The sequence below is a fragment of the Vibrio sp. 10N.222.49.C9 genome, assembly GCF_041474985.1.
Classification (GTDB): domain Bacteria; phylum Pseudomonadota; class Gammaproteobacteria; order Enterobacterales; family Vibrionaceae; genus Vibrio; species Vibrio crassostreae_C.
Genome location: NZ_JBFRVD010000031.1, coordinates 16095 through 40281, shown reverse-complemented (window position 1 = coordinate 40281; position 24187 = coordinate 16095). Strand labels below are relative to the sequence as shown.

Annotated in this window: 22 protein-coding genes; 18 read left to right on the top strand and 4 right to left on the bottom strand. The window is 46.0% G+C overall.

Features of this window, described 5'->3' with window-relative positions:
• The first annotated feature begins 36 nt into the window (after positions 1–36).
• The 18 genes from pilM (at position 37) to AB4585_RS14170 (ending at position 20799) form a co-directional block, all read left to right on the top strand.
• Positions 37–1062, top strand: a complete 1026-nt coding sequence (gene pilM / locus AB4585_RS14255) for a type IV pilus assembly protein PilM (protein ID WP_017061130.1) — start codon at positions 37–39, stop codon at positions 1060–1062.
• Positions 1046–1645: a PilN domain-containing protein gene (locus tag AB4585_RS14250; RefSeq protein WP_017061129.1), complete on the top strand. Its 600-nt coding sequence runs from the start codon at positions 1046–1048 to the stop codon at positions 1643–1645. The genes pilM and AB4585_RS14250 overlap by 17 nt, the downstream gene beginning before the upstream one ends.
• Positions 1638–2267, top strand: a complete 630-nt coding sequence (locus tag AB4585_RS14245) for a type 4a pilus biogenesis protein PilO (RefSeq protein WP_372148396.1) — start codon at positions 1638–1640, stop codon at positions 2265–2267. Before AB4585_RS14250 ends, AB4585_RS14245 begins: the two co-directional genes overlap by 8 nt.
• Positions 2254–2772, top strand: a complete 519-nt coding sequence (locus tag AB4585_RS14240; protein ID WP_017063694.1) for a pilus assembly protein PilP — start codon at positions 2254–2256, stop codon at positions 2770–2772. The genes AB4585_RS14245 and AB4585_RS14240 overlap by 14 nt, the downstream gene beginning before the upstream one ends.
• Positions 2773–2807: 35 nt before the next feature.
• Positions 2808–4526: a type IV pilus secretin PilQ gene (locus AB4585_RS14235; RefSeq protein WP_032545762.1), complete on the top strand. Its 1719-nt coding sequence runs from the start codon at positions 2808–2810 to the stop codon at positions 4524–4526.
• A 176-nt stretch (positions 4527–4702) separates the two neighbouring features.
• Positions 4703–5221, top strand: coding sequence for a shikimate kinase AroK (aroK, locus tag AB4585_RS14230; RefSeq protein WP_017061125.1), 519 nt, complete (start codon positions 4703–4705; stop codon positions 5219–5221).
• 25 nt (positions 5222–5246) lie between these two features.
• Positions 5247–6335: a 3-dehydroquinate synthase gene (aroB, locus tag AB4585_RS14225; RefSeq protein WP_372170097.1), complete on the top strand. Its 1089-nt coding sequence runs from the start codon at positions 5247–5249 to the stop codon at positions 6333–6335.
• Positions 6336–6414: 79 nt separating this feature from the next.
• Complete coding sequence (locus AB4585_RS14220; protein WP_372170094.1) at positions 6415–7932, top strand: SPOR domain-containing protein; 1518 nt, start codon at positions 6415–6417, stop codon at positions 7930–7932.
• 69 nt (positions 7933–8001) lie between these two features.
• On the top strand, positions 8002–8850 hold the full coding sequence (locus AB4585_RS14215) for a Dam family site-specific DNA-(adenine-N6)-methyltransferase (protein ID WP_048605377.1): 849 nt from the start codon (positions 8002–8004) through the stop codon (positions 8848–8850).
• 201 nt (positions 8851–9051) lie between these two features.
• Positions 9052–9726, top strand: a complete 675-nt coding sequence (gene rpe / locus AB4585_RS14210) for a ribulose-phosphate 3-epimerase (protein WP_372170092.1) — start codon at positions 9052–9054, stop codon at positions 9724–9726.
• Positions 9727–9828: 102 nt separating this feature from the next.
• Complete coding sequence (locus AB4585_RS14205; protein ID WP_061033626.1) at positions 9829–10515, top strand: phosphoglycolate phosphatase; 687 nt, start codon at positions 9829–9831, stop codon at positions 10513–10515.
• A gap of 150 nt (positions 10516–10665) precedes the next feature.
• The gene (gene trpS / locus AB4585_RS14200) at positions 10666–11682 is read left to right on the top strand and encodes a tryptophan--tRNA ligase (protein ID WP_016796005.1); all 1017 of its coding nucleotides are present in this window, start codon (positions 10666–10668) and stop codon (positions 11680–11682) included.
• 385 nt (positions 11683–12067) lie between these two features.
• On the top strand, positions 12068–14671 hold the full coding sequence (locus AB4585_RS14195) for an ExeM/NucH family extracellular endonuclease (RefSeq protein WP_372170089.1): 2604 nt from the start codon (positions 12068–12070) through the stop codon (positions 14669–14671).
• Positions 14672–14871: 200 nt separating this feature from the next.
• Positions 14872–15450 (top strand): aminodeoxychorismate/anthranilate synthase component II, encoded by a 579-nt coding sequence (locus AB4585_RS14190; RefSeq protein ID WP_171313449.1) that lies wholly within the window; start codon positions 14872–14874, stop codon positions 15448–15450.
• 464 nt (positions 15451–15914) lie between these two features.
• On the top strand, positions 15915–17126 hold the full coding sequence (locus tag AB4585_RS14185) for an aspartate aminotransferase family protein (RefSeq protein WP_372170088.1): 1212 nt from the start codon (positions 15915–15917) through the stop codon (positions 17124–17126).
• 107 nt (positions 17127–17233) lie between these two features.
• On the top strand, positions 17234–18253 hold the full coding sequence (astA, locus tag AB4585_RS14180) for an arginine N-succinyltransferase (RefSeq protein WP_372170086.1): 1020 nt from the start codon (positions 17234–17236) through the stop codon (positions 18251–18253).
• A 39-nt stretch (positions 18254–18292) separates the two neighbouring features.
• The gene (astD, locus tag AB4585_RS14175; RefSeq protein ID WP_372170084.1) at positions 18293–19750 is read left to right on the top strand and encodes a succinylglutamate-semialdehyde dehydrogenase; all 1458 of its coding nucleotides are present in this window, start codon (positions 18293–18295) and stop codon (positions 19748–19750) included.
• 257 nt (positions 19751–20007) lie between these two features.
• Positions 20008–20799, top strand: coding sequence for a DUF1338 domain-containing protein (locus AB4585_RS14170; RefSeq protein WP_010435216.1), 792 nt, complete (start codon positions 20008–20010; stop codon positions 20797–20799).
• A gap of 177 nt (positions 20800–20976) precedes the next feature.
• Here the strand turns inward: AB4585_RS14170 and crp are convergent, their stop codons facing one another.
• The 4 genes from crp to AB4585_RS14150 all read right to left on the bottom strand — a co-directional run bounded on the left by crp (position 20977) and on the right by AB4585_RS14150 (position 24100).
• Positions 20977–21609: a cAMP-activated global transcriptional regulator CRP gene (gene crp / locus AB4585_RS14165; protein ID WP_004729651.1), complete on the bottom strand. Its 633-nt coding sequence runs from the start codon at positions 21607–21609 to the stop codon at positions 20977–20979.
• Between the two features lie 239 nt (positions 21610–21848).
• Positions 21849–22718, bottom strand: a complete 870-nt coding sequence (locus AB4585_RS14160) for a phosphoribulokinase (RefSeq protein ID WP_010435210.1) — start codon at positions 22716–22718, stop codon at positions 21849–21851.
• A 77-nt stretch (positions 22719–22795) separates the two neighbouring features.
• Entirely contained in the window at positions 22796–23008 is a 213-nt protein-coding gene (locus AB4585_RS14155) for a YheU family protein (RefSeq protein ID WP_010435208.1), read from the bottom strand.
• 99 nt (positions 23009–23107) lie between these two features.
• On the bottom strand, positions 23108–24100 hold the full coding sequence (locus tag AB4585_RS14150; protein WP_372170082.1) for a hydrolase: 993 nt from the start codon (positions 24098–24100) through the stop codon (positions 23108–23110).
• Positions 24101–24187: the final 87 nt, after the last annotated feature.

Sequence of the window (24187 nt, the reverse complement as noted above, 5' to 3'; positions counted from 1 at the left end):
TCAACGAAATGCTTGGCACTTCAGGAGCTAGGTCACATGGGTTCATCATTAATTACAGGTATAGATATAAATCATCACAGCATCAAAGCCGTGGTACTAAAACCCGTGGGGGAGTTGTATGCCCTAGTGGGATACAAAGAGCTGCCGATTTCGGACGACATTTTTACAGCTAACCATACTTTGGAGTATCAGAAAACTGTTAAGAAACTTAAAGAACTTAGGAAAGGACTGCCTTTTGGCTGTCGCAACGTCGCCATTTCGGTACCTGATAACACGGTAATCAGCAAAGTACTGCAAATAGAGAGTGAGTTAGAAGACAGAGAAAAAGAGTTTTCTATCTATCAAACCTTCGCCCATCAATCTCCCTTTCCTATCGAGGAGCTGAGTTTAGATTTTGTAAAGCTGGAAGACAAACGATTTGGTAAAGGTTCGACAAGCAGTTATCAGGTATACGCCACTCGTAAAGAAGTTGTGGATAGCCGAGCGGATGCATTAACCAAGGCTGGCTTCAAACCTGTGGTGGTGGATACACAGGCGCATGGGCTACTTAATATCTGGCAATTGGCCTCGCGCCTGTATCCCGATAAGAAAAACTGGTTGCTAGTGGATGTTGGAATCGACCAAACCTCGCTAGGGGTTATCCCGCAGAATTCGGCGCCTTTCTATAAAGACATCGCCTTTGGCACTCAAGATCTTCGCAGCTCAGATGACCCGAGTGATATCGAGAGCGTGTTCGGTACTATGGAAGAGACACATCAATTCATTGTTAACCTGATTGAGAAGCTCAAGCGTCAATTGCAGCTCTATTCATCGGGAAATGCGCAGCAACCTATCTCAGGGATTTGGTTGATGGGCGAGGGCGCCAGCATCCCTATGGTAACCGAAGAGCTAGAACGCCATTTTCAGTTGAGCTGCGAGTCATTGAATCCTTTGTCTTTATTTGAGAATAAGGTCGCCAAGAGACGCCGACTGCCGATTGACTGGCAACACTTTGGTATCGCGGCGGGTATGGCGATGAGTGGGCTCAAGTGGCAGGGAGAGAAGCATGTTGCATCAAATTAACCTGCTGCCGTGGCGTGATGAGATTCGTGCTCAGCACAAGAAGCGTTTTATCCATCTGGTCATTCTTGGCGTCATCATTGCGCTTATAGGGCAATGGGCGGTTGGTCACTATTTTCACGATCAACAAGCCAAGCAGCAAGCTCGCCTCAATTACCTCAATCAGTACATTGCTGAGCTCGACCGACAAATTCAGTCGTTAAAAGTCGCAGAGCAAGAACACAAAGCCATTCTGACTCGACTTGATGTGGTTGAGTCGCTGCAGCTTGGCCGTAATAAGACCACCGACTTCATGAACTTGATGCCGGAGCTGATTCCAGAGGGTGTCTATGTCGACAAGATAAAGATGAATGGTCAGGAGATTGAAATGTCGGGCATCAGCGACAGCACTGCTCGTCTCGCCACCATGTTGGACAACCTCGAACGTTCAGATTCTTTGAAAGGGGTCGAGATGCACTCTATCGTTCATAACCGCAAGCGCTTCAATAAAGAGTTTCAGACCTTCAAGGTCTCTTTTGTGTTTAGCCCTGTGTCTTTAGAAAACACAACCGCGAGCAGAAAAGATAAGGGGGCGCATCATGGCTAACCTTCAAAATAGGATTAGTAGGCAAAACAGGATGAGCTTGCAAGATCTCGATGTTGATGAGATCACCGAATGGCCATTGTTGCCTCAGCTTCTCGTGATTCTGGTGTTGATGGTGTTAATCCAAGGTGTTGGCACTTGGCTGTATCTGCTGCCGCTCGACGAGGAACTGAAACAGATGAAGCAACAGGAGCAGACCTTAAAAACGACCTTGAGGATAAAGGCGAATAAGGTTGCAGCCTTGCCTAAGTTGCAGAGCCAGTTGGATGAGCTAACCAGTCGCTACGATTATCTATTAGAGCAGCTACCAGTTCAAAAGGAGTTGGCCAGCATGCTGGCCTCAGTGAATGAGCTCGGCTTAGATAACGCGCTGACCTTCACGCGAATTGATTGGGGGCAAAAGCAGAATAAAGAGTTTCTCTATCGATTGCCTCTCAATATAGAGCTGACAGGTGACTATCACGAGATTGGTGACTTCTCTGCTGCCATCGCCAAGCTGCCGCGTATTATTAGCTTTGATGATGTGAATTGGCAGCGAGTCAGTCAAGAAAGTAGCACGCTGCACTTTAGGGTTCGAGCTTATACCTACCAGTTTAAATCGGAGGTTAATGATGAAACCCAATAGCGCGTTTTACTCAATCGTATTGATGCTTGCGTTGTCAGGCTGCAAAGCTAATCAAGACTCACTGCAAGATTTTGTGGCGCAGGTTGAAGCCAAGGCGAGAAAAGATGTCGAGCAACTTGTCCCAGCAACTGAATTCACGGCGGCGACTTATCAGCGCCGATCTTTGCGTCCTCCCTTTGAACTGCCTAAAGAAGCCATTGTGCAAAACCAACCCTTGGTTAAGAAAGACTGTTGGCAACCCAGCGCCCGTTCTCGTAATGGCAAGTTAGAGAAGTACCCGCTGAGTAAGCTTCGTTTAAGAGGCGTGATGGGCAGTGGCTCAAGCGTGTTTGGCTTAGTGCAAACACCCAAAGGCAACGTGGTAAATGTCAAGAAAGGCCAGTTTATCGGCTTAAACAATGGCCGAGTTACTAAGGTGACGAGCCAATACGTTCAGATTAATGAAACTCTTCCAGATGGCTTAGGTTGTTGGCATAAGCGCAACGTTAGGCTGGCTCTGAAGTAAACCAATGTCACATGATGTGGATATGAGATGTAAATATGATTAAAGGAATAAGTGGATTAGTGAGCAAGGCTCTACAAGGTTTTGCTGTGTCTGTGATGTTGGTTGTTAGCGTGCTCAGCCATGCCGAGAGCTTACCTAACAAATTGGAGAATATTGATTTTAGGGTCAATAAGGATAAAGACGCCGTCATCATTATTGAGCTGGCGACCAGCACAGCAGTGGTGGATGTTCAACGAGCTCAGGAAGGGTTAAGTATCGAGCTAATCAATACTCAAGTTGATGATGACAAGCTCTACCTGCTGGATGTGAAGGATTTCGCTACCTTGGTTGAAGGCATTGAAGTCTATAAAGAGACACCAAGCACTCGGCTTCTAGCGACGATTAGCAATGACTATCAGTATGAATACAACCTAAAGGGGCGCTTTATTGAGGTGGTGATCAGCAAACCGGTGCTCGATGAAGCGACCAAAGAAAAAAGCGTTCTAGAGAAAGAGGGCAAGCTGATATCGATTAACTTCCAGGATATCCCGGTACGAAATGTCCTGCAACTGATTGCCGATTACAACGACTTCAATCTCGTGGTGTCTGATTCGGTAGCCGGAAACCTGACGTTACGCTTAGATGGCGTACCTTGGCAGCAAGTTCTCGACATTATCTTGCAAGTTAAAGGCTTGGATAAGCGTGTTGATGGCAATGTTATCTTGGTCGCGCCGAAAGCGGAGCTCGACCTTCGAGAGCAACAAGCGTTAGAGAAATCGCGCTTAGAAGAGGAGTTAGGGGAGCTTAAATCGGAAATCATCAAGATTAACTTTGCTAAAGCCACCGATATCGCTGACATGATTGGAGGTGAAGGTGCGGTCAGCATGTTGTCCGATCGTGGTTCGATTACCATTGATGAGCGCACCAACTCACTGCTCATTCGTGAATTGGAAGAAAACATTGCCGTGATCCGAGGCATCATTGAATCGTTAGACATTCCCGTGAAGCAGGTACAGATAGAGGCACGTATTGTCACGGTTACTGAGGGTAATCTTGATGAGCTTGGCGTGCGCTGGGGCGTTTCCTCAACCAACGGAAGCTTCACCGTTGGTGGCTCAATCGAAGGTAACCACCCATCAGCGATTACGCCGTATGACGACGATAGCGGCAGCAGCGTGATTGATGACTATCTCAACGTCAATTTAGGGGCAACATCGCCGAACGCCTCGAGTATTGCGTTTCAGGTGGCCAAACTGGGTTCAGATACCTTACTCGATCTTGAACTGTCGGCACTGCAACAAGAGTCAAAAGCTGAAATCATTTCTAGTCCACGCTTAATCACCACCAATAAAAAGCCGGCTTATATTGAGCAAGGTACTGAAATTCCTTACTTAGAGTCATCTTCAAGTGGCGCTACGTCGGTTGCATTTAAGAAAGCCGTGTTGAGTCTTAAGGTGACACCGCAGATCACGCCCGATAATCGTTTGGTATTGGATTTGAGCGTGACTCAAGATAGGCCAGGGCAAGTGGTAAAAACTGGAACCGGTGAAGCGGTCGCCATTGATACGCAAAGAATAGGTACGCAAGTGCTTGTTAATAATGGTGAAACTGTCGTGCTTGGCGGGATATTTCAGCACAGCGTGAGCAGTACAGTGGATAAAGTTCCTCTGTTGGGGGACCTGCCAGTTTTGGGCGCATTGTTCCGTCGCAGCTATGAAAATGTGGGTAAAAGTGAACTACTTATTTTTGTCACACCCAAAGTTGTGATTCAGTAATGAACAATTAGATTAAAAATAAAGTTGCATTAGTGGCACCTAACCTTGATAATTTCGGGTCTTATCACGAATTATCTGTGAGGAATCGGTGCCACGGGCCTTTTAATTTCAGTACTTGTACTGACCTACCTTGTGGCGATGTCATTGAATTAACGTTGTAAATTACTGCTAAAAACATGGCTGAGAAACGCAATATTTTTCTTGTTGGCCCAATGGGCGCCGGCAAAAGTACAATTGGTAGACACCTAGCTTCCCAACTTCATATGGAGTTTCTAGACTCTGACACTGTGATCGAAGAGCGCACTGGCGCAGACATCGCATGGGTTTTTGATGTTGAGGGCGAAGAAGGTTTCCGTAAGCGCGAAGAATCTGTAATCAATGATCTGACAGAAGAACAAGGTATTGTTCTTGCGACAGGTGGTGGTTCAGTGTTGAGCAAAGAAAACCGTAACCGTCTATCTGCACGAGGCATTGTTGTATACCTAGAGACAACAATTGAAAAGCAACTTGCTCGCACTAACCGCGACAAGAAACGCCCTCTACTTCAAACAGACAACCCGCGTGATGTGCTAGAAGATCTAGCTGTATCTCGCAACGCACTATACGAAGAAGTGGCGGACTACACAGTTCGTACTGACGACCAAAGTGCAAAAGTGGTAGCCAACCAGATCGTAAAAATGCTAGAAGAACGTTAAGTTCATTTTTTCGGAGAGCAAACCCATGGAACGGATTACGGTCAATCTAGCTGAGCGTAGCTACCCTATCTCTATTGGCGCCGGGTTATTTGAAGACCCGGCGTACCTTTCTTTTTTATCAGGTAAGCAGAAAGTTGTTGTTATCAGTAATGTGACAGTAGCGCCTCTTTATGCTGATAAAATTTTATCGCTATTGGATCAAGTCGGCTGTCAGACATCTCTTCTCGAGCTGCCAGACGGTGAACAGTACAAAACCCTTGAAACGTTCAATTCAGTGATGAGCTACATGCTTGAAGGAAATTACAGCCGCGATGTGGTGGTGATTGCTTTAGGTGGTGGTGTAATCGGTGACTTGGTCGGTTTTGCTGCCTCTTGTTACCAACGTGGTATTGATTTCATTCAAATCCCGACGACCCTTCTTTCTCAAGTGGACTCTTCTGTTGGTGGTAAAACCGCAGTAAACCATCCTCTTGGTAAGAATATGATCGGCGCTTTTTACCAACCGAAATCTGTGATCATCGATACCAACTGTTTATCAACGCTTCCAGAGCGTGAGTTTGCAGCGGGCATTGCTGAGGTGATCAAATACGGCATCATTTACGATGAAGCCTTCTTTGATTGGTTGGAGCAGAATCTAGAGAAACTTTGTCAACTTGATGAAGAAGCACTGATCACCGCGATTGCTCGTTGTTGTGCAATTAAGGCTGAAGTGGTGGCTCTAGATGAAAAAGAGTCAGGAATCAGAGCGTTATTGAACCTAGGTCATACATTTGGTCATGCGATTGAAGCAGAACTAGGCTATGGTAATTGGCTACATGGTGAAGCTGTGTCGTCAGGCACTGTAATGGCAGCTAAAACAGCTCAATTACAGGGGCTGATCTCTCAGCAGCAACTTGAGCGAATTATTTCTATACTCAAGAATGCGAAACTACCAATCCATACGCCAGAAAGCATGTCTTTTGAAGACTTTATGAAGCATATGATGCGCGATAAAAAAGTGCTGTCTGGTCAGTTACGTTTGGTATTACCAACAAGTATTGGTACTGCTGAAGTGGTTGCTGATGTGCCTCAAGACATCATTAAACAAGCGATCGATTTCTGCCGTACTCTTTAAATTTGGTTGTGAGGTTGCCTAACTAAACTCTAGGCAACTGAAGCGTTTTACTGATCGATCTTATCAGTAGGGATCCCCAATGAGTTTGGCTCATGAATTAAGAGTATTGGAGTTAGAGTCTCAAGTTGAGCTGCTAGAGCGCTTACAGCTTTTGACTAACTTTGGTTCAAATCTTGTGACGGTTGCTGGTAAAGTTGGCTCTGGCCGATCTTGGTTGGCTCAGCGTTATCTTGAAGCATGGTCGACAGAAAAAAATCAGTGTTTACTGCTTTGTCATCCAAGCCAGGACGATCAACAACGTCGCGCACTTATTCTTAGCCAAATTGTTTCTGACCCGCTGTTTAATCAACATGATTCTTTATCAGATAGCCTGACAAGGTTACTGGATGGAGAGCCGTGCAGTGTGGTTATCGTCGTTGATGATGCCCAACGACTTTCTGAGCTATTGGTATCCGAATTATGGATGTTGGTACTAGAAGCTCAATCAAACCCTCAATGGACGATCAATATCGTTCTCTTCTCGGAACCTGGCCACTTAGATACGTTGTTAACGCGTTTGAGTTACGGTCAACAACACAAGCCTATCGATCTTGAGATCGATGACCTTTCGCAACCAGAAGCTGAACATTTCTTTGAATCACTGGTGATTAGATATGTTGATGATGAGTCTGAAACTCGCGTGCGACGTGCGTTTAGTAAAGCGCAACCTCTGCCCGGTGAGTTAATGGCTTTAGGAGAATTGAAAGTGGAAAAAAGGATTATTATTCGCTCAATTATTGGCTCACCGATCAATATCGCGATTGTGGTGGCCTTGTTGTTGGTTTTAATTGGTGGCGGCTATTGGTGGATGTTCAGTCAGCCAACACCAGACGATAAAGCGCAGTCGCTTATCGCACCGATTGAACAGACAGCTATCCCAACTTTTGAAGTGGAAAGTGGTACCGAGCAAGCTGGTATCGACGGAATGGTAGATTCTGAAACCGAAGCTGACATGAGTTACCAAGGCGCTGACGACGATAGCTCATCTTTGCCGCCTACTGTCGTTGAAGATACCGCGAGTGTTGGGGAAGTCGAACAAGATCAGCAGCGTGTCGTAATCACCTCTGATGTGGTTGATGCCTTGCTTGATGATAAACCTGAAAGTGCTGATACCAGTGCGATTGATGCTGCTGTTGAAGAAAACACAGCTGCCGCGGTGAGTTCGCAGTCAGATGCAGACAAAGTGGAGTCACAGCCTTCAGCCGATGAAGCAGCAGACCTAACCCAGTCCACGCCACCGACTAAGAAAATCACCTTCTCATTTTCTCGCGAAGAGTTACAAGCTATCTCGCCGCGAGCTTATACCCTACAGTTGAGTGCGATGACCTCATTGGAAGACGTCCAATCTTTCATTGAAGAGTATGACCTTGAGAACAAGGTTCGTATTTACCCAACACTTCGCAACGACACCAAGTGGTTTATTATCACTTATCAAGATTACCCAACGATTCAAGTGGCGAGAGACGCGGTAAGTGCGTTATCAAAACCACTTCAACAGTTGGAACCTTGGGCAAAATCGATGAATCAAGTACATCGAGAGATAGAACGTGCGAAATAACCCTGAGCTTAGCCTCAAAATATGTTACATTCCGCAGCCTTATTTTTGAGTTGATAGATAGAGCAGTAAATGAAAAAGCAGCGTGCCTTTCTAAAATGGGCTGGTGGTAAATATGGCCTAGTTGAAGACATCCAACGTCACCTGCCACCTGCTCGTAAATTGGTAGAACCGTTTGTCGGTGCCGGCTCAGTATTTCTGAATACTGACTTTGAGCAGTACCTGCTTGCAGATATCAATCCCGATCTTATCAACCTGTACAACCTACTTAAAACCGATCCTGAAACTTATATCACGGAAGCGAAGCGCTGGTTCTGTCCTGAGAACAACCGCAAAGAAGCCTTCTTAGATATTCGCGCTGAGTTCAATGGTACAGATAACGTCATGTATCGTTCGTTGGCTTTCTTGTATATGAACCGATTCGGCTTCAATGGCCTGTGTCGTTACAACAAGAAGGGCGGTTTTAACGTTCCATTTGGTTCTTATAAAAAACCTTACTTCCCAGAAGCTGAGCTGGAGTTTTTTGCCGAGAAAGCGAAAAAGGCCACCTTCGTCTGTGAGGGATACCATGAAACCTTTAGCCGCGCGCGTAAAGGTTGTGTGGTTTACTGCGATCCTCCATACGCACCGCTGTCGAACACGGCTAACTTTACCTCTTACGCAGGTAATGGCTTTAGCTTAGATGACCAAGCTGCACTGGCGGATGTTGCTGAAAAAGCAGCGATGGAACGCGGTATTCCTGTTTTGATTTCAAACCACGATACGACATTAACTCGTCGCTTATATCATGGTGCGGAGTTGAACGTGGTTAAGGTGAAACGTACCATCAGCCGCAATGGCGCTGGCCGTAATAAAGTTGATGAGCTATTGGCGCTTTTCCATAAAGAGAAAAACCAGCAGCACGCATCAGCGGAACAGTAATGGTCAGAATATCCGCCAAACTCATTAAATTGAGTGACCAACGGATACTTTCTTAAACTAATCTTTCGAACTGCTAGGATCTGCTTAGGTGCTTAGGTAGAATTGCACACCAAATAGTCTTGGGATTGAGTCTTGTATTTGTGTATGAGATGTCACCAAGGCGGTGATATTCGCAATTTACTCACTCTTAAGAGGTTTGGTATGAAAGATTTTCTAATCGCTCCATCGATTTTGTCTGCAGATTTTGCTCGTCTTGGTGAAGACGTAGAAAAAGTACTCGCAGCTGGTGCTGATGTTGTGCACTTCGATGTGATGGACAACCACTACGTACCTAACCTGACTTTTGGCGCGCCTATCTGTAAAGCTCTGCGCGACTACGGTATTACTGCTCCTATCGATGTTCACCTGATGGTTAAGCCAGTAGACAGCATCGTGCCTGAGTTTGCTAAAGCAGGTGCATCAATGATTACCTTCCACGTTGAAGCGTCAGAGCACATCGATCGCACTCTACAGCTAATCAAAGAGCACGGCTGTAAAGCGGGTATAGTACTGAACCCTGCAACGCCGCTTTCTTGCCTAGATTACATCATGGACAAAGTAGACATGATTCTACTGATGTCTGTGAACCCAGGCTTCGGTGGTCAATCTTTCATTCCTCATACGCTAGATAAACTGCGTGCTGTTCGTAAGCTGATTGATGAGTCAGGCCGTGACATTCGCCTAGAGATTGATGGCGGCGTGAAGGTTGATAACATCCGTGAAATCGCAGAAGCGGGCGCAGATATGTTCGTTGCGGGTTCAGCTATCTTCAATCAACCAGATTACAAAGAAGTGATTGATGAGATGCGTGCAGAGCTTGCAAAAGTAAACGCATAATCGTAAAACTACAGATAGATTGAATATTAAGGGGCTAATTTGCCCCTTTTTTACGTCTTATAGCTCAACTCATAAGACGAACATAATAAATAGGAAAGTAAGATGTCATTAAGCTCAATAAAACTGATCGCCTTTGATTTGGATGGAACCTTGTTAGACAGCGTGCCTGATTTGGCCGTTGCTGCTGACCAAGCTTGTCAGGAGTTGGGTTTCCCTTCAGTGAGCGAAGAACAAGTTCGCGACTACGTAGGTAATGGTGCTGATGTTCTTATCGGTCGTTCGCTTAGTCGCAACCTAACTGTTGACCCAAGCTTAGAGCCAGAGCTGCTGAAAAAAGCGCGTATCTTGTTCGATGATTTCTACGAGCAGGGCGGTCATAAGCTGAGCCACCTTTACCCATCAGTAAAAGAGACGCTGGCAGAGCTGCACAAAGCGGGCTTTACTATGGCATTGGTCACTAACAAGCCTTCGAAGTTTGTACCAGACGTTCTGGCGCAACACGGTATTGATAAGTACTTTGTTGATGTGTTGGGTGGCGACTCTTTCCCAGAGAAAAAACCGAACCCAGTCGCGCTGAACTGGTTGCTAGAAAAGCACAATGTAAAAGCGGAAGAGATGTTGATGGTTGGCGATTCAAGCAACGACATTAAAGCGGCTAAGAATGCAGGTTGTCACTCGTTTGGTCTGACTTACGGTTATAACCACGGCGAGCCGATTTCAGCATCAAACCCTGACTATGTCGCGGATAACGTCGCGCAATTACTAGATGTCGTTCTAGTTTCAGCATAAAGCGGACAAAAGTTAGCTAACCTACTAGCAAAATACTTATCAATGAGTACACTGGATGAGCCGTACAGAAGAGCTGTGCGGCTTTTCTATATTTAAGTTAAGAAGCTAAGCGTTCAATAAACTTAGCGAATAAGCAAAGGAATTAAAACCATGAGCAAGCCCATCGTATTGAGTGGTGTTCAACCATCTGGTGAACTAAGTATCGGTAACTACTTGGGTGCTCTACGTCAATGGCAACAGATGCAAGATGATTACGATTGCCAATACTGTGTTGTAGACCTTCACGCAATTACGGTTCGCCAAGATCCGAAAGCACTGCATGAAGCGACTCTAGACGCACTAGCAATCTGTCTTGCTGTCGGTGTTGATCCAAAGAAGAGCACGCTATTTGTTCAGTCACACGTACCAGAGCATGCTCAACTTGGTTGGCTTCTTAACTGTTACACACAAATGGGTGAACTGAGCCGTATGACTCAGTTTAAAGATAAGTCTGCACGTCACTCAAACGACGTAAACGTAGGCCTATACGACTACCCAGTGTTGATGGCTGCAGACATCCTGCTTTACGGTGCTCACCAAGTACCTGTAGGTAGCGACCAGAAACAACACCTAGAGCTAGCGCGTGATATCGCAACTCGCTTCAACAACATCTACGGTCCTGAAACGCCAATCTTCCAAGTACCAGAACCTTACATTCCAACAGTGAATGCACGTGTAATGAGCCTGCAAGACGCGACGAAGAAGATGTCTAAGTCGGACGACAACCGTAAGAACGTGATTACTCTGCTAGAAGAGCCTAAGTCGATCATCAAGAAGATCAACAAAGCGCAAACCGATGCAGAAACACCACCACGCATTGCTCACGATTGGGAAAACAAAGCGGGTATCTCTAACCTAATGGGTCTGTACTCTGCAGCGACAGGTAAAACGTTCGAAGAGATCGAAGCGCAGTACCAAGGCGTTGAAATGTACGGTCCGTTCAAGAAAGACGTAGGCGCAGCATTGGTTGAGATGCTTGAGCCGATTCAAGCTGAATATCACCGTATCCGTGCTGACCGTGCCTACATGGACGCAGTAATGAAAGCCGGTGCTGAAAAAGCCTCTGAACGTGCTGCAGTGACACTGAAAAAAGCATACGAAGCAGTAGGTTTTGTTACTCGCCCATAGGGTGAACTAACACAACTCGCTTGAGAATTTGAGCCCAAAGTAGCTGTTGTTTACTTTGGGCTTTTTCATGCCCATTCCATTTGCCTTCCTCGAAACCCCCTTGTTTGAATTGATAATTTACCCAGTATTTAGCTAGCATATCCATCGCTGTAATGCTGTGCAGATGATCTTATTTGGTACCCTCAAGCTTTATAAAATTACACTCGTTTCTATATATGTTGGAAATATATAACGTGCCAAACAATTGATGATTCCAAAGTGATAAGTTCCTCATTTTCTTGCCAACTGACTTATTCCTTTCATAAATAAACCTGATAGTTACCACAAAATACATGACTGCCCATAGATGGCAGTGACTATAACTCGATGAACTCAGGTGAAACGGATGGCTCTTTTACACAAACCTTCATTGCTAGCAGTGGCAATTGGTAGCTTGTTAACTACAAGCGCACACGCTGATTTGTTTATTTCACAATATGTGGAAGGCGGCAGCTATAACAAAGCGGTTGAGATTGCCAATAGTGGCGATAGCAGCATTAGTTTAGATGGTTACTCATTGGCGAAATCTGCCAATGGCAACGGATCATGGGGTGCCACTTTACCTTTAGATGGACACGTTTTAGCACCCGGTGAAGTACTCGTGGTCGCACATTCTAGTGCGAGTGATGAGATTAAAGCTCAAGCTGACATCATTAATGCCTCTATCGCCAATCATAATGGTGACGACCCGCTGGCTATCTTGAATTCAGACGGCTCGGTACATGATGTTGTTGGTTTGATGGGCGATGTGGACTGGGGCAAAGATGTTACTTTGGTTCGTGCGACACAAACACCTTCTGCGACGTTTGATGCTTCACAATGGGTATCGCTACCAAAAGACAGCATTGAAGGCCTAGGTTCACTAGACAGCGTTGAACTGCCAGAAGCGTTCACTTGTACACAAGATGGCTCTGACCCAGTATTCACCACCATTCAAGAAATCCAAGGTGAGGGCGCTACATCGCCATTCATCGATGGCTACCCATACATCACCGACGATGAATATTTCGTAAAAGGTGTGGTAAGTGCGGTAACAACAGGCCTAACTAAAGGCTTCTACCTGCAAGCACTTGAGGATGATTTCAACTCAAGCACTTCTGAGGGTCTATTTATTCATATCAACCAGTCGAGCTCAGAGCTAGTAGCCGGTGATGTAGTGTGTGTGAAAGGCAAGGTTCAAGAATACTACAGCCACACTCAGCTGAAAGTAGAAAACAACCAATGGCTAAAACAGGGCGAGCAGCAGGCACCTGAAGCTACGGCGATTGAAGTGCTAGACAGTGACGAGAATTTCGCTGCAACGCTTGAACGCTACGAAGGCATGTTGGTGAAAACAACCGAAGCGCTTGATATGCGTGTGACGCGTACCTTTGGTTATGACTACGCAGGTCGTCGTAACAACATGGTACTGGCGCATGAGCGTATTAACATGCAGCCGAACCAGCTTTTCGCCGCGGGATCTGACGAAGCGAAGCAGCAAACTGAAGACAACGCAGACCGCCGTCTTTTCGTTGAAACCGATCAAAAAGCGGCTGATGGACAAGTCCCTTTCTACCCAGATTTTGGCCGCACTGATATCGACCAAGATGGTTCAACAGAAGATTACATCCGCATTGATGACACCATTGTTGGCCTAGAAGGCGTGCTGACTTACAGCTACGGTGAGTACCGTTTAATTGCGACTAACCAGATCTCGGCTGAAAACTATGTGCGTAACGATCCGCGTACCGACAAACCAGACATGGATGAAGGCGACCTACGTATTGCGACCTTCAACGTATTGAACTACTTCAACTCTCCATTTGGTGGCGACGCGAATCAGCACGGCAATAACCGTGGCGCGAACACCATCACTGAGTTTGAGATGCAGCAAGAGAAGATTGTGAACGCGATTCTTCGCTTAGATGCAGACATCATTGGCTTGATGGAAATTGAGAACAATGGCTTTGGTGAAGGCTCTGCCATTCAGCAACTTGTAAACCAACTGAATGATCGCATTGAGCGTAAGAAAGACCGTTATACCTTTGTGGCTGTCGACTCGAACGAAGACGGCGTAACCGACGAGATGGACTCTATTGGTACTGACGTTATCACAACGGGTGTTATCTACCGTAAGAAGGTGGTTAAGCTTAAAGACAGCCGTGTTATCGCGATGCCAAGCCAACAAGCACCAGAGGTGTTAGACGATTCAGGCAAGGTGATTGAAGACGGTAAGAACTACCAACGTGACTCATTGGCGCCAACCTTTAAAGTTAAAGGCACCAAAGAGAAACTCACCGTAGCGATCAACCACTTTAAATCGAAAGGCTCTAAGTGTTGGGAAGATGCTGCTCCGATTGAGCAGGGCGGCCAAGGCGGCCAAGGCGGCGTTGATGCCGATAAGCAAGGTTCATGTGAGAACTTCCGTGTTGCTGCGGCGGTTGCATTAGGTGAAGCGCTCGATGGCATCAAAGGTCACAAAGTGATCCTGGGTGATATGAACTCGTACGGCATGGAAGATCCAATGCTGGTGCTAACCGATTACTCGGAAGAGAAATACGGCAAGCAGATCAAAGCAGCTCGTAATACCTACATTGATGGTGTTGAGCAGTTTGGTGATAGCGGTGCGGTGATTACGAAGAACTACGGTTATATCAATGCTGTGGCTCAAAAGCACCCAGACAGCTGGAGCTACTCATACAATGATGAAGTTGGCGCTCTAGACCACCTGCTGATCAGCGAAAGCCTGAAAGATAGGGTTGTCGATGCTACCGATTGGCACATCAATGGTGGTGAGTCGACGTTGTTTGACTACAACGAAGAGTACAAAGGTGACCTACCTAAGTACCAAGATCACTTCCGTTCATCGGATCATGATCCTGCCGTTCTTGAGCTAAGAGTAGGCGGTTCATTTGGCTTCGGTGCTCTTATGTCACTATTTGGCTTAGCAATGTGGCGTCGTCGTAAGTAGCTCAATCACAAATAGATTGGCTTGCCATACAAGTAAGCCAATTCAGATAACTTAACGCTATCTGTAAACAATTAAGGTCAACTTAGGTTGGCCTTAATTATTGGCGAAATGCAGTTTCCACTTGCCTTTCGCTATGAGTATTGCACAATACCGCCCCTATATCTCCCAATCCTTTAGTATTTAGCAAACGATTTCGACCCATGTTACTTATCATCGATAACTACGACTCTTTTACCTATAACTTGTATCAGTATTTCTGTGAGTTAGGGGGAACTGTAAAAGTTGTTCGCAACGATGAGATTGATATTGCGGGCATCGAAGCGCTAAATCCTAGCCATCTTGTTATCTCGCCGGGCCCATGTACGCCCGATGATGCGGGAATTTCGCTGCAGGTGATTGAACACTTCGTTGGTAAGCTGCCGATCTTAGGTGTGTGTCTTGGTCATCAAGCCATTGCTCAAGTCTTTGGTGGTGAAGTGGTGAGAGCCAGACAAGTGATGCACGGTAAAACCTCGCCTATTCGTCATAACGGGAAGAGTGTTTTTCAAGGTCTCAATAACCCTCTGACTGTGACTCGTTACCACTCTTTAGTGGTGAAAAACGGCACATTACCAGACTGTTTTGAGCTGACGTCTTGGACGGAATTTGAAGATGGTAGCATGGATGAGATCATGGGTTATCAACACAAAACCTTGCCGATTGATGCCGTCCAATTTCACCCTGAATCGATTAAAACAGAGCAAGGACACCAGCTTCTCGCTAACTTCCTAGCACGCTGAGTGTTTAAATTTGACTCTTTCTCCGTCTAAATAAGCCAGTTTAACGTATTCCATTACCCGTTAAGCGTTTAAATTCGGGCGCTACGCGTCTTCATCCCTCTGACGCCGATCACTTTTTATAACATTTCTCCCTCGTCAGGCTAAGTTTTTAGCCTATGCAAAATTATTCGCGTTATTTCGTCTCGAACCCAATATACCGCAATGCCAGTAAGGCTTTGCTGTTGCTGGTTATACGTTTAGGTAAAAAAAGCTTCATAAAACAGATTAATTGATGCATAAATAGTCATAGGTAGTGACGTTTAGCTGGTTGTAAGGGATGGCTAAAGAATAATCTACTATTGAAAAGGTTAATTAAATGTAAATATAATGCTGCGGCGGGATTATGGCGAGACAAAATATCTTTGTCTCACTTATGAACCATTACGCTTATTTGCGAAGCTTGCGGTATCGAGAAGGAATGTACGATGACAGTGGAAAATAAAGTAGAACGTAGTCTGTTTAATGAGGTGATGGTGCCTTGTTATAACCCAATGGAAATGATCCCAGTAAAAGGGGAAGGCGCACGCGTTTGGGACCAACAAGGCCGAGAGTATATCGACTTTGCTGGTGGTATCGCTGTGAGCTGTTTGGGTCACTGTCACCCAGCAATGGTTAATGCTGTTACCGAGCAAGCAAACAAGATTTGGCACCTAAGTAATGTAATGACTAACGAACCTGCACTGCGTCTAGCGAAGAAGCTAACTGACGTATGTTTTGCAGAAAAAGTATTCTTTGCGAACTCTGGTGCAGAAGCGAACGAAGCAGCACTTAAGCTAGCTCGTCGTTGGGCAGCGGATGTTCACGGTCCTGAGAAGTCTGAAATCATTGCATTCAAACAAGGTTTCCACGGTCGTACTTTCTTTACCGTAACTGTGGGTGGTCAAGAGGCTTACTCTGATGGCTTCGGTCCTAAACCGGGCGATGTAACTCACCTGCCTTACAACGATATTGCCGCGCTAGAAGCGCACATATCAGATCGCACATGTGCAATCATGATGGAACCTCTGCAAGGCGAGGGCGGTATCATCTCTCCAACATCTGAGTTCGTGAACACAGTTCGTGAGCTGTGTGACAAACACAATGCGCTGCTTATCTTTGATGAAGTGCAAACAGGTAATGGCCGTACGGGTAACTTTTACGCTTACCAAGGCCTAGGTGTGACACCAGATATCCTAAGTACAGCGAAATCACTAGGTGGCGGTTTCCCAATCGGCGCAATGCTAACGACCACCGAACTCGCGACGCACCTAAAAGTCGGTACGCACGGTTCTACTTACGGTGGCAACCCACTGGCGTGTGCCGTTGCAGAAGCGGTTGTTGATGTCGTTAGCCAACCGGAAACGCTAGCTGGCGTGAAAGAACGTGAAGCAATGTTCCGTGATGGTTTAGCTAAGATTAACGACAAATACCAAATATTCAGTGAAGTTCGCGGTAAAGGCCTATTGCTAGGTGCTGCACTTAATGAAGCATGGCAAGGTCGTGCTCGTGATGTATTAGTAGCAGCAGGCGAACAAGGCTTGATGGTACTGGTTGCGGGTGCAAACGTGGTTCGTTTTACTCCATCACTGGTTATCACTACACAAGAAATTGAAGAAGGTTTATCAAAACTAGACAAAGCAATCGCTACGCTAGTTTAGCCTGAGCGGCGTCATAGGAATGATCGCCATTAGAGCGATCCCATGACGTACTGCTAAAGGCCCAAGATTCTCGTTTTGGGCCTGTTTTGCATCTGGAGGGAATATTGATGCTAGTTGTTCGCCCAATAAAATTATCTGATTACGATGCGCTGCATACCTGCGCGGTTGAATCTGGTCACGGATTCACATCTCTTCCGGTTAACGAAGAACTGTTAACCAACCGTATTACTCATTCTGAATACAGCTTTGCTAAACAAGACGTGACTGAACCTGGTGATGAAGGCTACCTAATGGTTGGCTTCGACACTGAAACGGGAGAAGTCGCAGGCACGACAGGCATCGAAGCCTCAATTGGCTGGGATGTTCCCTTTTACTCTTACCACATCAGTAAAGTGGTTCACTCATCGCAAAAGCTTGGCGTGAATAACGTCGTTAAGCTGCTGACTTTTGGCAATAACTACACCGGATGCAGTGAAATCTGCACACTGTTCTTGCGCCCGGCTTTCCGTGGTGGATTGAATGGTCGTTTGATGTCTAAGTGTCGCTTCTTGATCATGTCAGAGCACCCAGAGCGTTTCTCGAAAACGATTTTTGCTGAGATGCGTGGTGTATCGGATGCGGAAGGTAACTCTCCTTTCTGGCAGTGGCTGCAAGAGCATTTCTTCTCGATTGATTTTACGCTCGCCGATTACCTAACGGGTATTGGTAAGAAAGGCTTCATTGCTGACCTAATGCCGAAGTTACCTATCTATGTGAACTTGCTGAGCAAAGAAGCTCAGGCGGTGATTGGAGAGGTTCATGACAATACGCGCCCTGCACTTAAGTTGCTGGAACGTGAAGGTTTCACCAACCGTGGCTATGTCGACATCTTTGATGCGGGACCAACGGTTGAGTGTGATCTAAGAAATATCGAATCAGTGCGTCATGCGATTCGAGCTCAAGTGACAATTGCAGAGCATTCAAGCTCTAAAGACTTCCTAATTGGTAATACCTCGTTTGAGAACTTCCGCGCAGTAGCCGCGAAAGGCGCGTATGACCAAGCAAGCGACACAGTGATTTTATCATCTGAAGTAGCAAGCGCTCTTGAAGTAAAAGAAGGCGAATTCGTTCGCATGTTGGCTCAATAAGAGCGGCGATTATCTGTCGAAGATTTTAAGGATAGAAGTATGACTCAGTGGATAGCAGGACAGTGGGTGGCAGGTCAAGGCGACGCCATGACATCAGTAAGCCCATACAATAATGAAGTCGTGTGGCAAGGCGATAGTGCAACACCAGCACAGGTTGAATCTGCAGTAGCAGCGGCGCGTGACGCTTTCTTGGTTTGGAAAAAATTGAGCTTTGCAGAGCGTGAAGCGATCGTGTTGAACTTTGCTGAGAAAGTAAAAGAGAACAGCGAAGAAATTGCACAGATTATTGCAAAAGAGACGGGTAAACCGATTTGGGAAACTCGCACTGAAGCGGGTGCGATGGCGGGTAAAATCGCTATCTCTATTCGCGCTTACCACGAACGTACGGGTGAAGCTTCACGTGAAGCCGCAGGCAACCAAATCGTACTGCGTCATCGCCCATTAGGCGTAATGGCGGTATTTGGTCCTTACAACTTCCCTGGTCATCTGCCTAACGGTCATATTGTTCCGGCATTGCTATCGGGTAATACCGTGGTATTTAAGCCGTCAGAGCAGACACCTTGGACGGGTGAGTTTGCGATGAAACTGTGGCAAGAAGCAGGCCTTCCAGCTGGCGTGATTAACCTAGTGCAAGGCGCTAAAGAAACCGGTATCGCACTGGCTGATACTAAAGGTCTTGATGGCGTGCTATTTACGGGCAGTGCTAATACCGGTCATATCCTTCACCGTCAGTTTGCTGGTCAACCGGGCAAAATGTTGGCGCTAGAGATGGGCGGCAACAACCCTATGGTGATCACTGACCAATTTGGTGATGCTGACGCGACGGTTTATACCATTATCCAGTCGGCCTTCATCAGTGCGGGCCAACGTTGTACATGTGCGCGTCGCTTGTATGTGCCTGTTGGCGAGAAGGGCGATCAACTGCTGGATAAGCTCGTTGCTGCGACCTTGAAGATTCGTGTCGATCAGCCATTCGCTGAGCCAGCACCCTTCATGGGACCACAAATCTCTGAAGCGGCGGCTAAGTTCATTCTGGATGCGCAAGCTAATCTGCAATCGCTAGGTGGTGTAAGCCTAGTTGAAGCAAAAGCGGGTCAAGCGGCGTTTGTTTCTCCGGGCATTATCGATGCAACCAACATTGCTGAACTGCCAGATGAAGAGTACTTCGGTCCATTACTGCAAGTGGTTCGTTACCAGTCACTAGAGCAAGCGGTTGAACTGGCTAATGACACACGTTTTGGTTTGTCTGCAGGCTTAGTTTCAACAGACGATTCAGAGTGGGAATACTTCGTTGACCATATCCGTGCGGGCATTGTTAACCGTAATCGCCAGCTAACAGGCGCAAGTGGTGATGCACCATTTGGTGGTCCGGGTGCTTCAGGTAACCTGCGTCCAAGTGCGTACTATGCCGCTGACTACTGTGCTTACCCAATGGCGTCAATGGAAGGTGGTGAGACTCAACTGCCAGCTACGTTTAGCCCAGGTATTGAGCTGTAGTTTTGGCTTTTAAGCTATAACTTGATGAATCACAAGCTTATGATCTCTAGGTTCATGAATAACAGATTCATTGGTTAATTGTGTAATAAGGAAGCGGCGTTATCGCTTCCTTTTTACATCACGTCCGACACCTAGATTGGGCGGTAGATAATAATAGAACAAGTATGTCACAGGCTGATGGCTGCTGACTCTGTGTCCAGCCTCTCCCTCTCTAATCCAAATTACTAGCTTGCTAGAACCTCTGACAAGGAGTCACCATGACGCCCGATCTACTCTTTAAATCACTTTGGGACGATTACATTCACAGGCTTTGTCCATCGGCTGAGAAAGTACATCACTTGCTGAAAGAAGACGAAGCTCTGATTAATGATCACATTGCACTGCGTACTTTCAATGTTGCTCCGCTAGGTATTGAAACATTGGCTAAGCCTTTCCTTGAGCTAGGTTATAAAGCGTGTGGCGATTACTTGTTTGAGAGTAAGAAGCTAGTCGCGAAGCATTACGAGCACCCAGATCCAAATCAACCTAAAGTGTTCATTAGTGAGTTGAAGGTCGAAGAGTGTTCAAGTGACTTACAACAGATCGTTGCTAAATTGGTTGAGCAAGTCGACGTAAGCAAGCTTCAAGGCCATGAATTCTTGTTTGGTGGTCGTCTATGGGACTTGAGCTTCGCAGATTTCCAAGTGCTTGCAAAAGAGAGTGAATACGCGTCTTGGCTCGCAGCTCATGGTTACGGTGCCAACCACTTTACAGTGAGCGTTAATCAACTCGATGCTTTTGATGAAGTGCAGGCAGTGAATGATTATTTGAGCGAATCAGGCTTCACGATCAATGCATCTGGTGGCCAGGTTAAAGGCTCTCCAGAGGTCTTATTAGAGCAATCATCAACAATGGCAGATAAAGTCCCAGTTTCATTTGTTGAGGGCAATGAGATGATTCCTGGAGGCTTCTATGAGTTCGCTAAGCGTTATGCGATGGCTAATGGTGAGCTTTATACCGGTTTTGTGGCAGCATCGGCTGACAAGATCTTCGAAAGCACTAACGGTTAAAGAAAGATACGAGTACGGACTTTACCCTAAAGATGCAGATAGGCTTCGCTTCGAGAGTGTTTGCGCTTCGAAGCTGTAGGTGTTTCATTCGTATTTTCTTTGTAGATCTTTAGAAAACAAAAAAGCCACCAAATTTGCATTTGGTGGCTTTCAAATTTTAGGCTCAGTTAATCGAGATTAACGAGTGCCATATACCACGATAGTTTTACCGTGTGCAGAAATTAGGTTCTGCTCTTCTAGCATCTTCAAGATACGACCAACTGTCTCACGAGAACAACCAACGATCTGGCCAATCTCTTGGCGAGTGATCTTGATTTGCATGCCGTCAGGGTGAGTCATTGCATCTGGTTGTTTTGCTAGGTTTAGTAGCGTTTGTGCGATACGACCAGTTACGTCAAGGAACGCTAAGTCACCAACTTTTTGGCTAGTTACTTGTAGACGGTTTGCCATTTGCGCTGATAGACGCATTAGGATGTCTGGGTTCACTTGGATAAGTTGACGGAATTTCTTGAAAGAAATTTCAGCTACTTCACAAGGAGATTTTGCACGAACCCAAGCTGTACGCTCTTGGTCTTCTTCGAATAAGCCTAGCTCACCGATGAAGTCGCCTTGGTTTAGGTAAGAAAGAATCATTTCCTTACCTTCTTCGTCTTTGATAAGAACTGCCACAGAACCTTTAACAATGTAGTACAAGGTTTCTGCCTTTTCACCAGCATGAATCAAAGTACTTTTTGATGGGTACTTATGAATATGACAGTGTGAAAGGAACCACTCTAATGTTGGATCGGTTTGAGGTTTACCTAGAACCATAATATCTCACTTCCTCTGCAGGGTATGCTTGCCGCTTTCCGTATTTTAGCTAAGCCTGGATTGACTTGTAGGATAAGAGCACTCGTTGAGCGCTGCAAGCTATCTTGTGTTTCGTTTAAGAATAGTATCCTTTTTCAGGTACTATTTCTTGATTTTAATCGTGACCAAGCTACGATTTTTTACGCAAAATTGTGCACATGATCACGGTATGAAAAGTAATCAACCAGAATGGTGCTCTGTTAACCAATTTTTCCGGTTTCGATGAGTTGTTGTAGGATCGGCCTTACAATGAGCTCCATAGCAAAACTCATCTTCCCTCCTGGTACCACAAGCGTGTTGTGGCGAGACATAAATGAGCCATCAATCATAGCTAAAAGGTAAGGGAAATCGACGTTTTTGATGCCGCGCAAACGTATAACAACGAAGCTTTCGTCTAAACTTGGAATCCCTTTGGCGTTGAGAGGGTTAGATGTATCTACGGTTGGAACACGCTGAAAGTTGATGTGAGTGCGCGAAAATTGCGGGGTAATGTAGTTAAGGTAATCATCCATCGAACGAACAATCGAGTCCATTACGGCTTCGCGTGAGTGGCCACGATCGCGGGTGTCACGAACGAATTTTTGAATCCACTCTAGGTTTACGATAGGTACCATGCCAATCAGCAAATCGACGTGTTGAGAAACGTTAATGTCGCCATCAACCACACCGCCGTGCAGGCCTTCGTAAAACATCACATCGGAGTTTTCAGGGATCTCTTGCCATGGCGTGAAGGTGCCCGGCATTTGATTGTAAGGCACGGCTTCATCGAAGGTGTGTAGGTAGCTTCTTACTTTACCTGTACCTTCGTTACCGTATTTACGGAAGAACTCTTCTAGCGCACCAAAGTCGTTGGCTTGAGGACCAAAGTAGCTGATGTGCTTACCTTGCTCGCGCGCTTTACGGATCTCGACATCCATCTCTGGGCGAGTGAAGCGATGGAAACTATCCCCTTCAACCCAAGCGGCCTTCACGTCCATCATATTGAACATTTTACGGAAGGCTTCTGAGGTGGTGGTGGTGCCGGCTCCAGATGAACCCGTCACCGCAATAATTGGATGTTTAGCGGACATGACAACCCTTGTCTTTTGAGTAACTTACTTGTTAGCAATCGTTTACCACTATAACACGGCTCCTTTATGAGCGCAGCTTAGAAGCGTTTTGTGACTTGAATATCAACGGTTTCATGGAGCTCAGAAAACACAATGCTGACTTCTCCTGAAGCTAATTGATGTTTCACTTGATCAATCTTGTTTTGCAGTGAAACCTCTACGTCGCCGTAGTCTGTGCCTTCACGCAGCACGAACTCTTTGATGAGGTTTTCCAGTGTTTCTGGTGCAATGTCTTGCCATGGGATGATCATAAATACTTCTCTCTTTTATGTTCATAAATAGGTTTATTGATGTGTTGATTACTGTGTTTAGTGACGTCTACTACTTAGTCCTTAAAAAAGGCTCGGTCATTATGCCGAATCTTGAATACTTTCATAGTAGGCGGGTAATGCTTCTTCTAACCAAAACCTTGGTTTGAGCGTGCTACCGGTAATGAACCCCACATGGCCGCCTTTTTGAAACAGGCGATAGTCGATGTTGTCAGGTAACACGAACTTTGGAATTACGTCGTCTGTCATAAACGGATCGTCTTTGGCATGGATGATCTGAGTCGGTAGTTTAATCTTATTAAGTTTAGGAAGTGCTGAGCACTGAGCATAGTAGTCCTGAGCATTCTTGAACCCGTGCAGAGGCGCAGTAATCCGTTCATCAAACTCATACAGCTTGTCTATCTTCTTAATGGTTTCGGCGGTGATACCGAGCTTTTCTTGCAACAGCTTAATCTTTTTCAAGGCATTCGATTTGAGAGAGTTGAGCAGGTACTTTTTATAGAGCTTTGAGAAACCTCGCTCAATACGACTAGAGCAACAAGCTAAGTCAAAAGGTGCAGAGACAATCGTCGCCGCCGACAGCAATGGGTCGTCCGCGTACTCAGCCAAATAGTTCGCCAGCATGTTGCCGCCCAAAGAGATACCAACCGCAACCTTAGGGTTATTCGGAAACTGGGCGTGCAGGTGTCTTAGAAAAAAGCGCGCATCTTCGACTTCACCTGAATGGTAAGCGCGAGCCAGGCGATTGGGTTTTCCGCTGCAGCCTCTGAAGTGCATCATCACGGACAACCAACCATCTTTAGCAAACGCATTCATCAGTCCATTGGCATAAGGGCTCTCAAAGCTACCTTCTAAACCGTGGAATAGAACGAATATCGGCTTGCTACTGCGATCATTTTTATTTGAGGTGTCACCGTCTGGTGATTCGCTCCAAGCAAGATCAAGAAAGTCACCATCGGGTGTTTCTAAGGTTTGCCAGTGAGGATGAAACAGCGCCTGCTTCCTAATAAACCGTGGTACTAAGGTTTGTAAGTGCGGATTAGAGAGACCAGCAGCTGCGGTAAATATTGTCATAAAAACGATCCATGCTTCTTTATACGGGTTTTGATAACGTGTTGAGTTTGTAACGAAACGCCCACGTTTTTATTTGAGCTTGGTTGA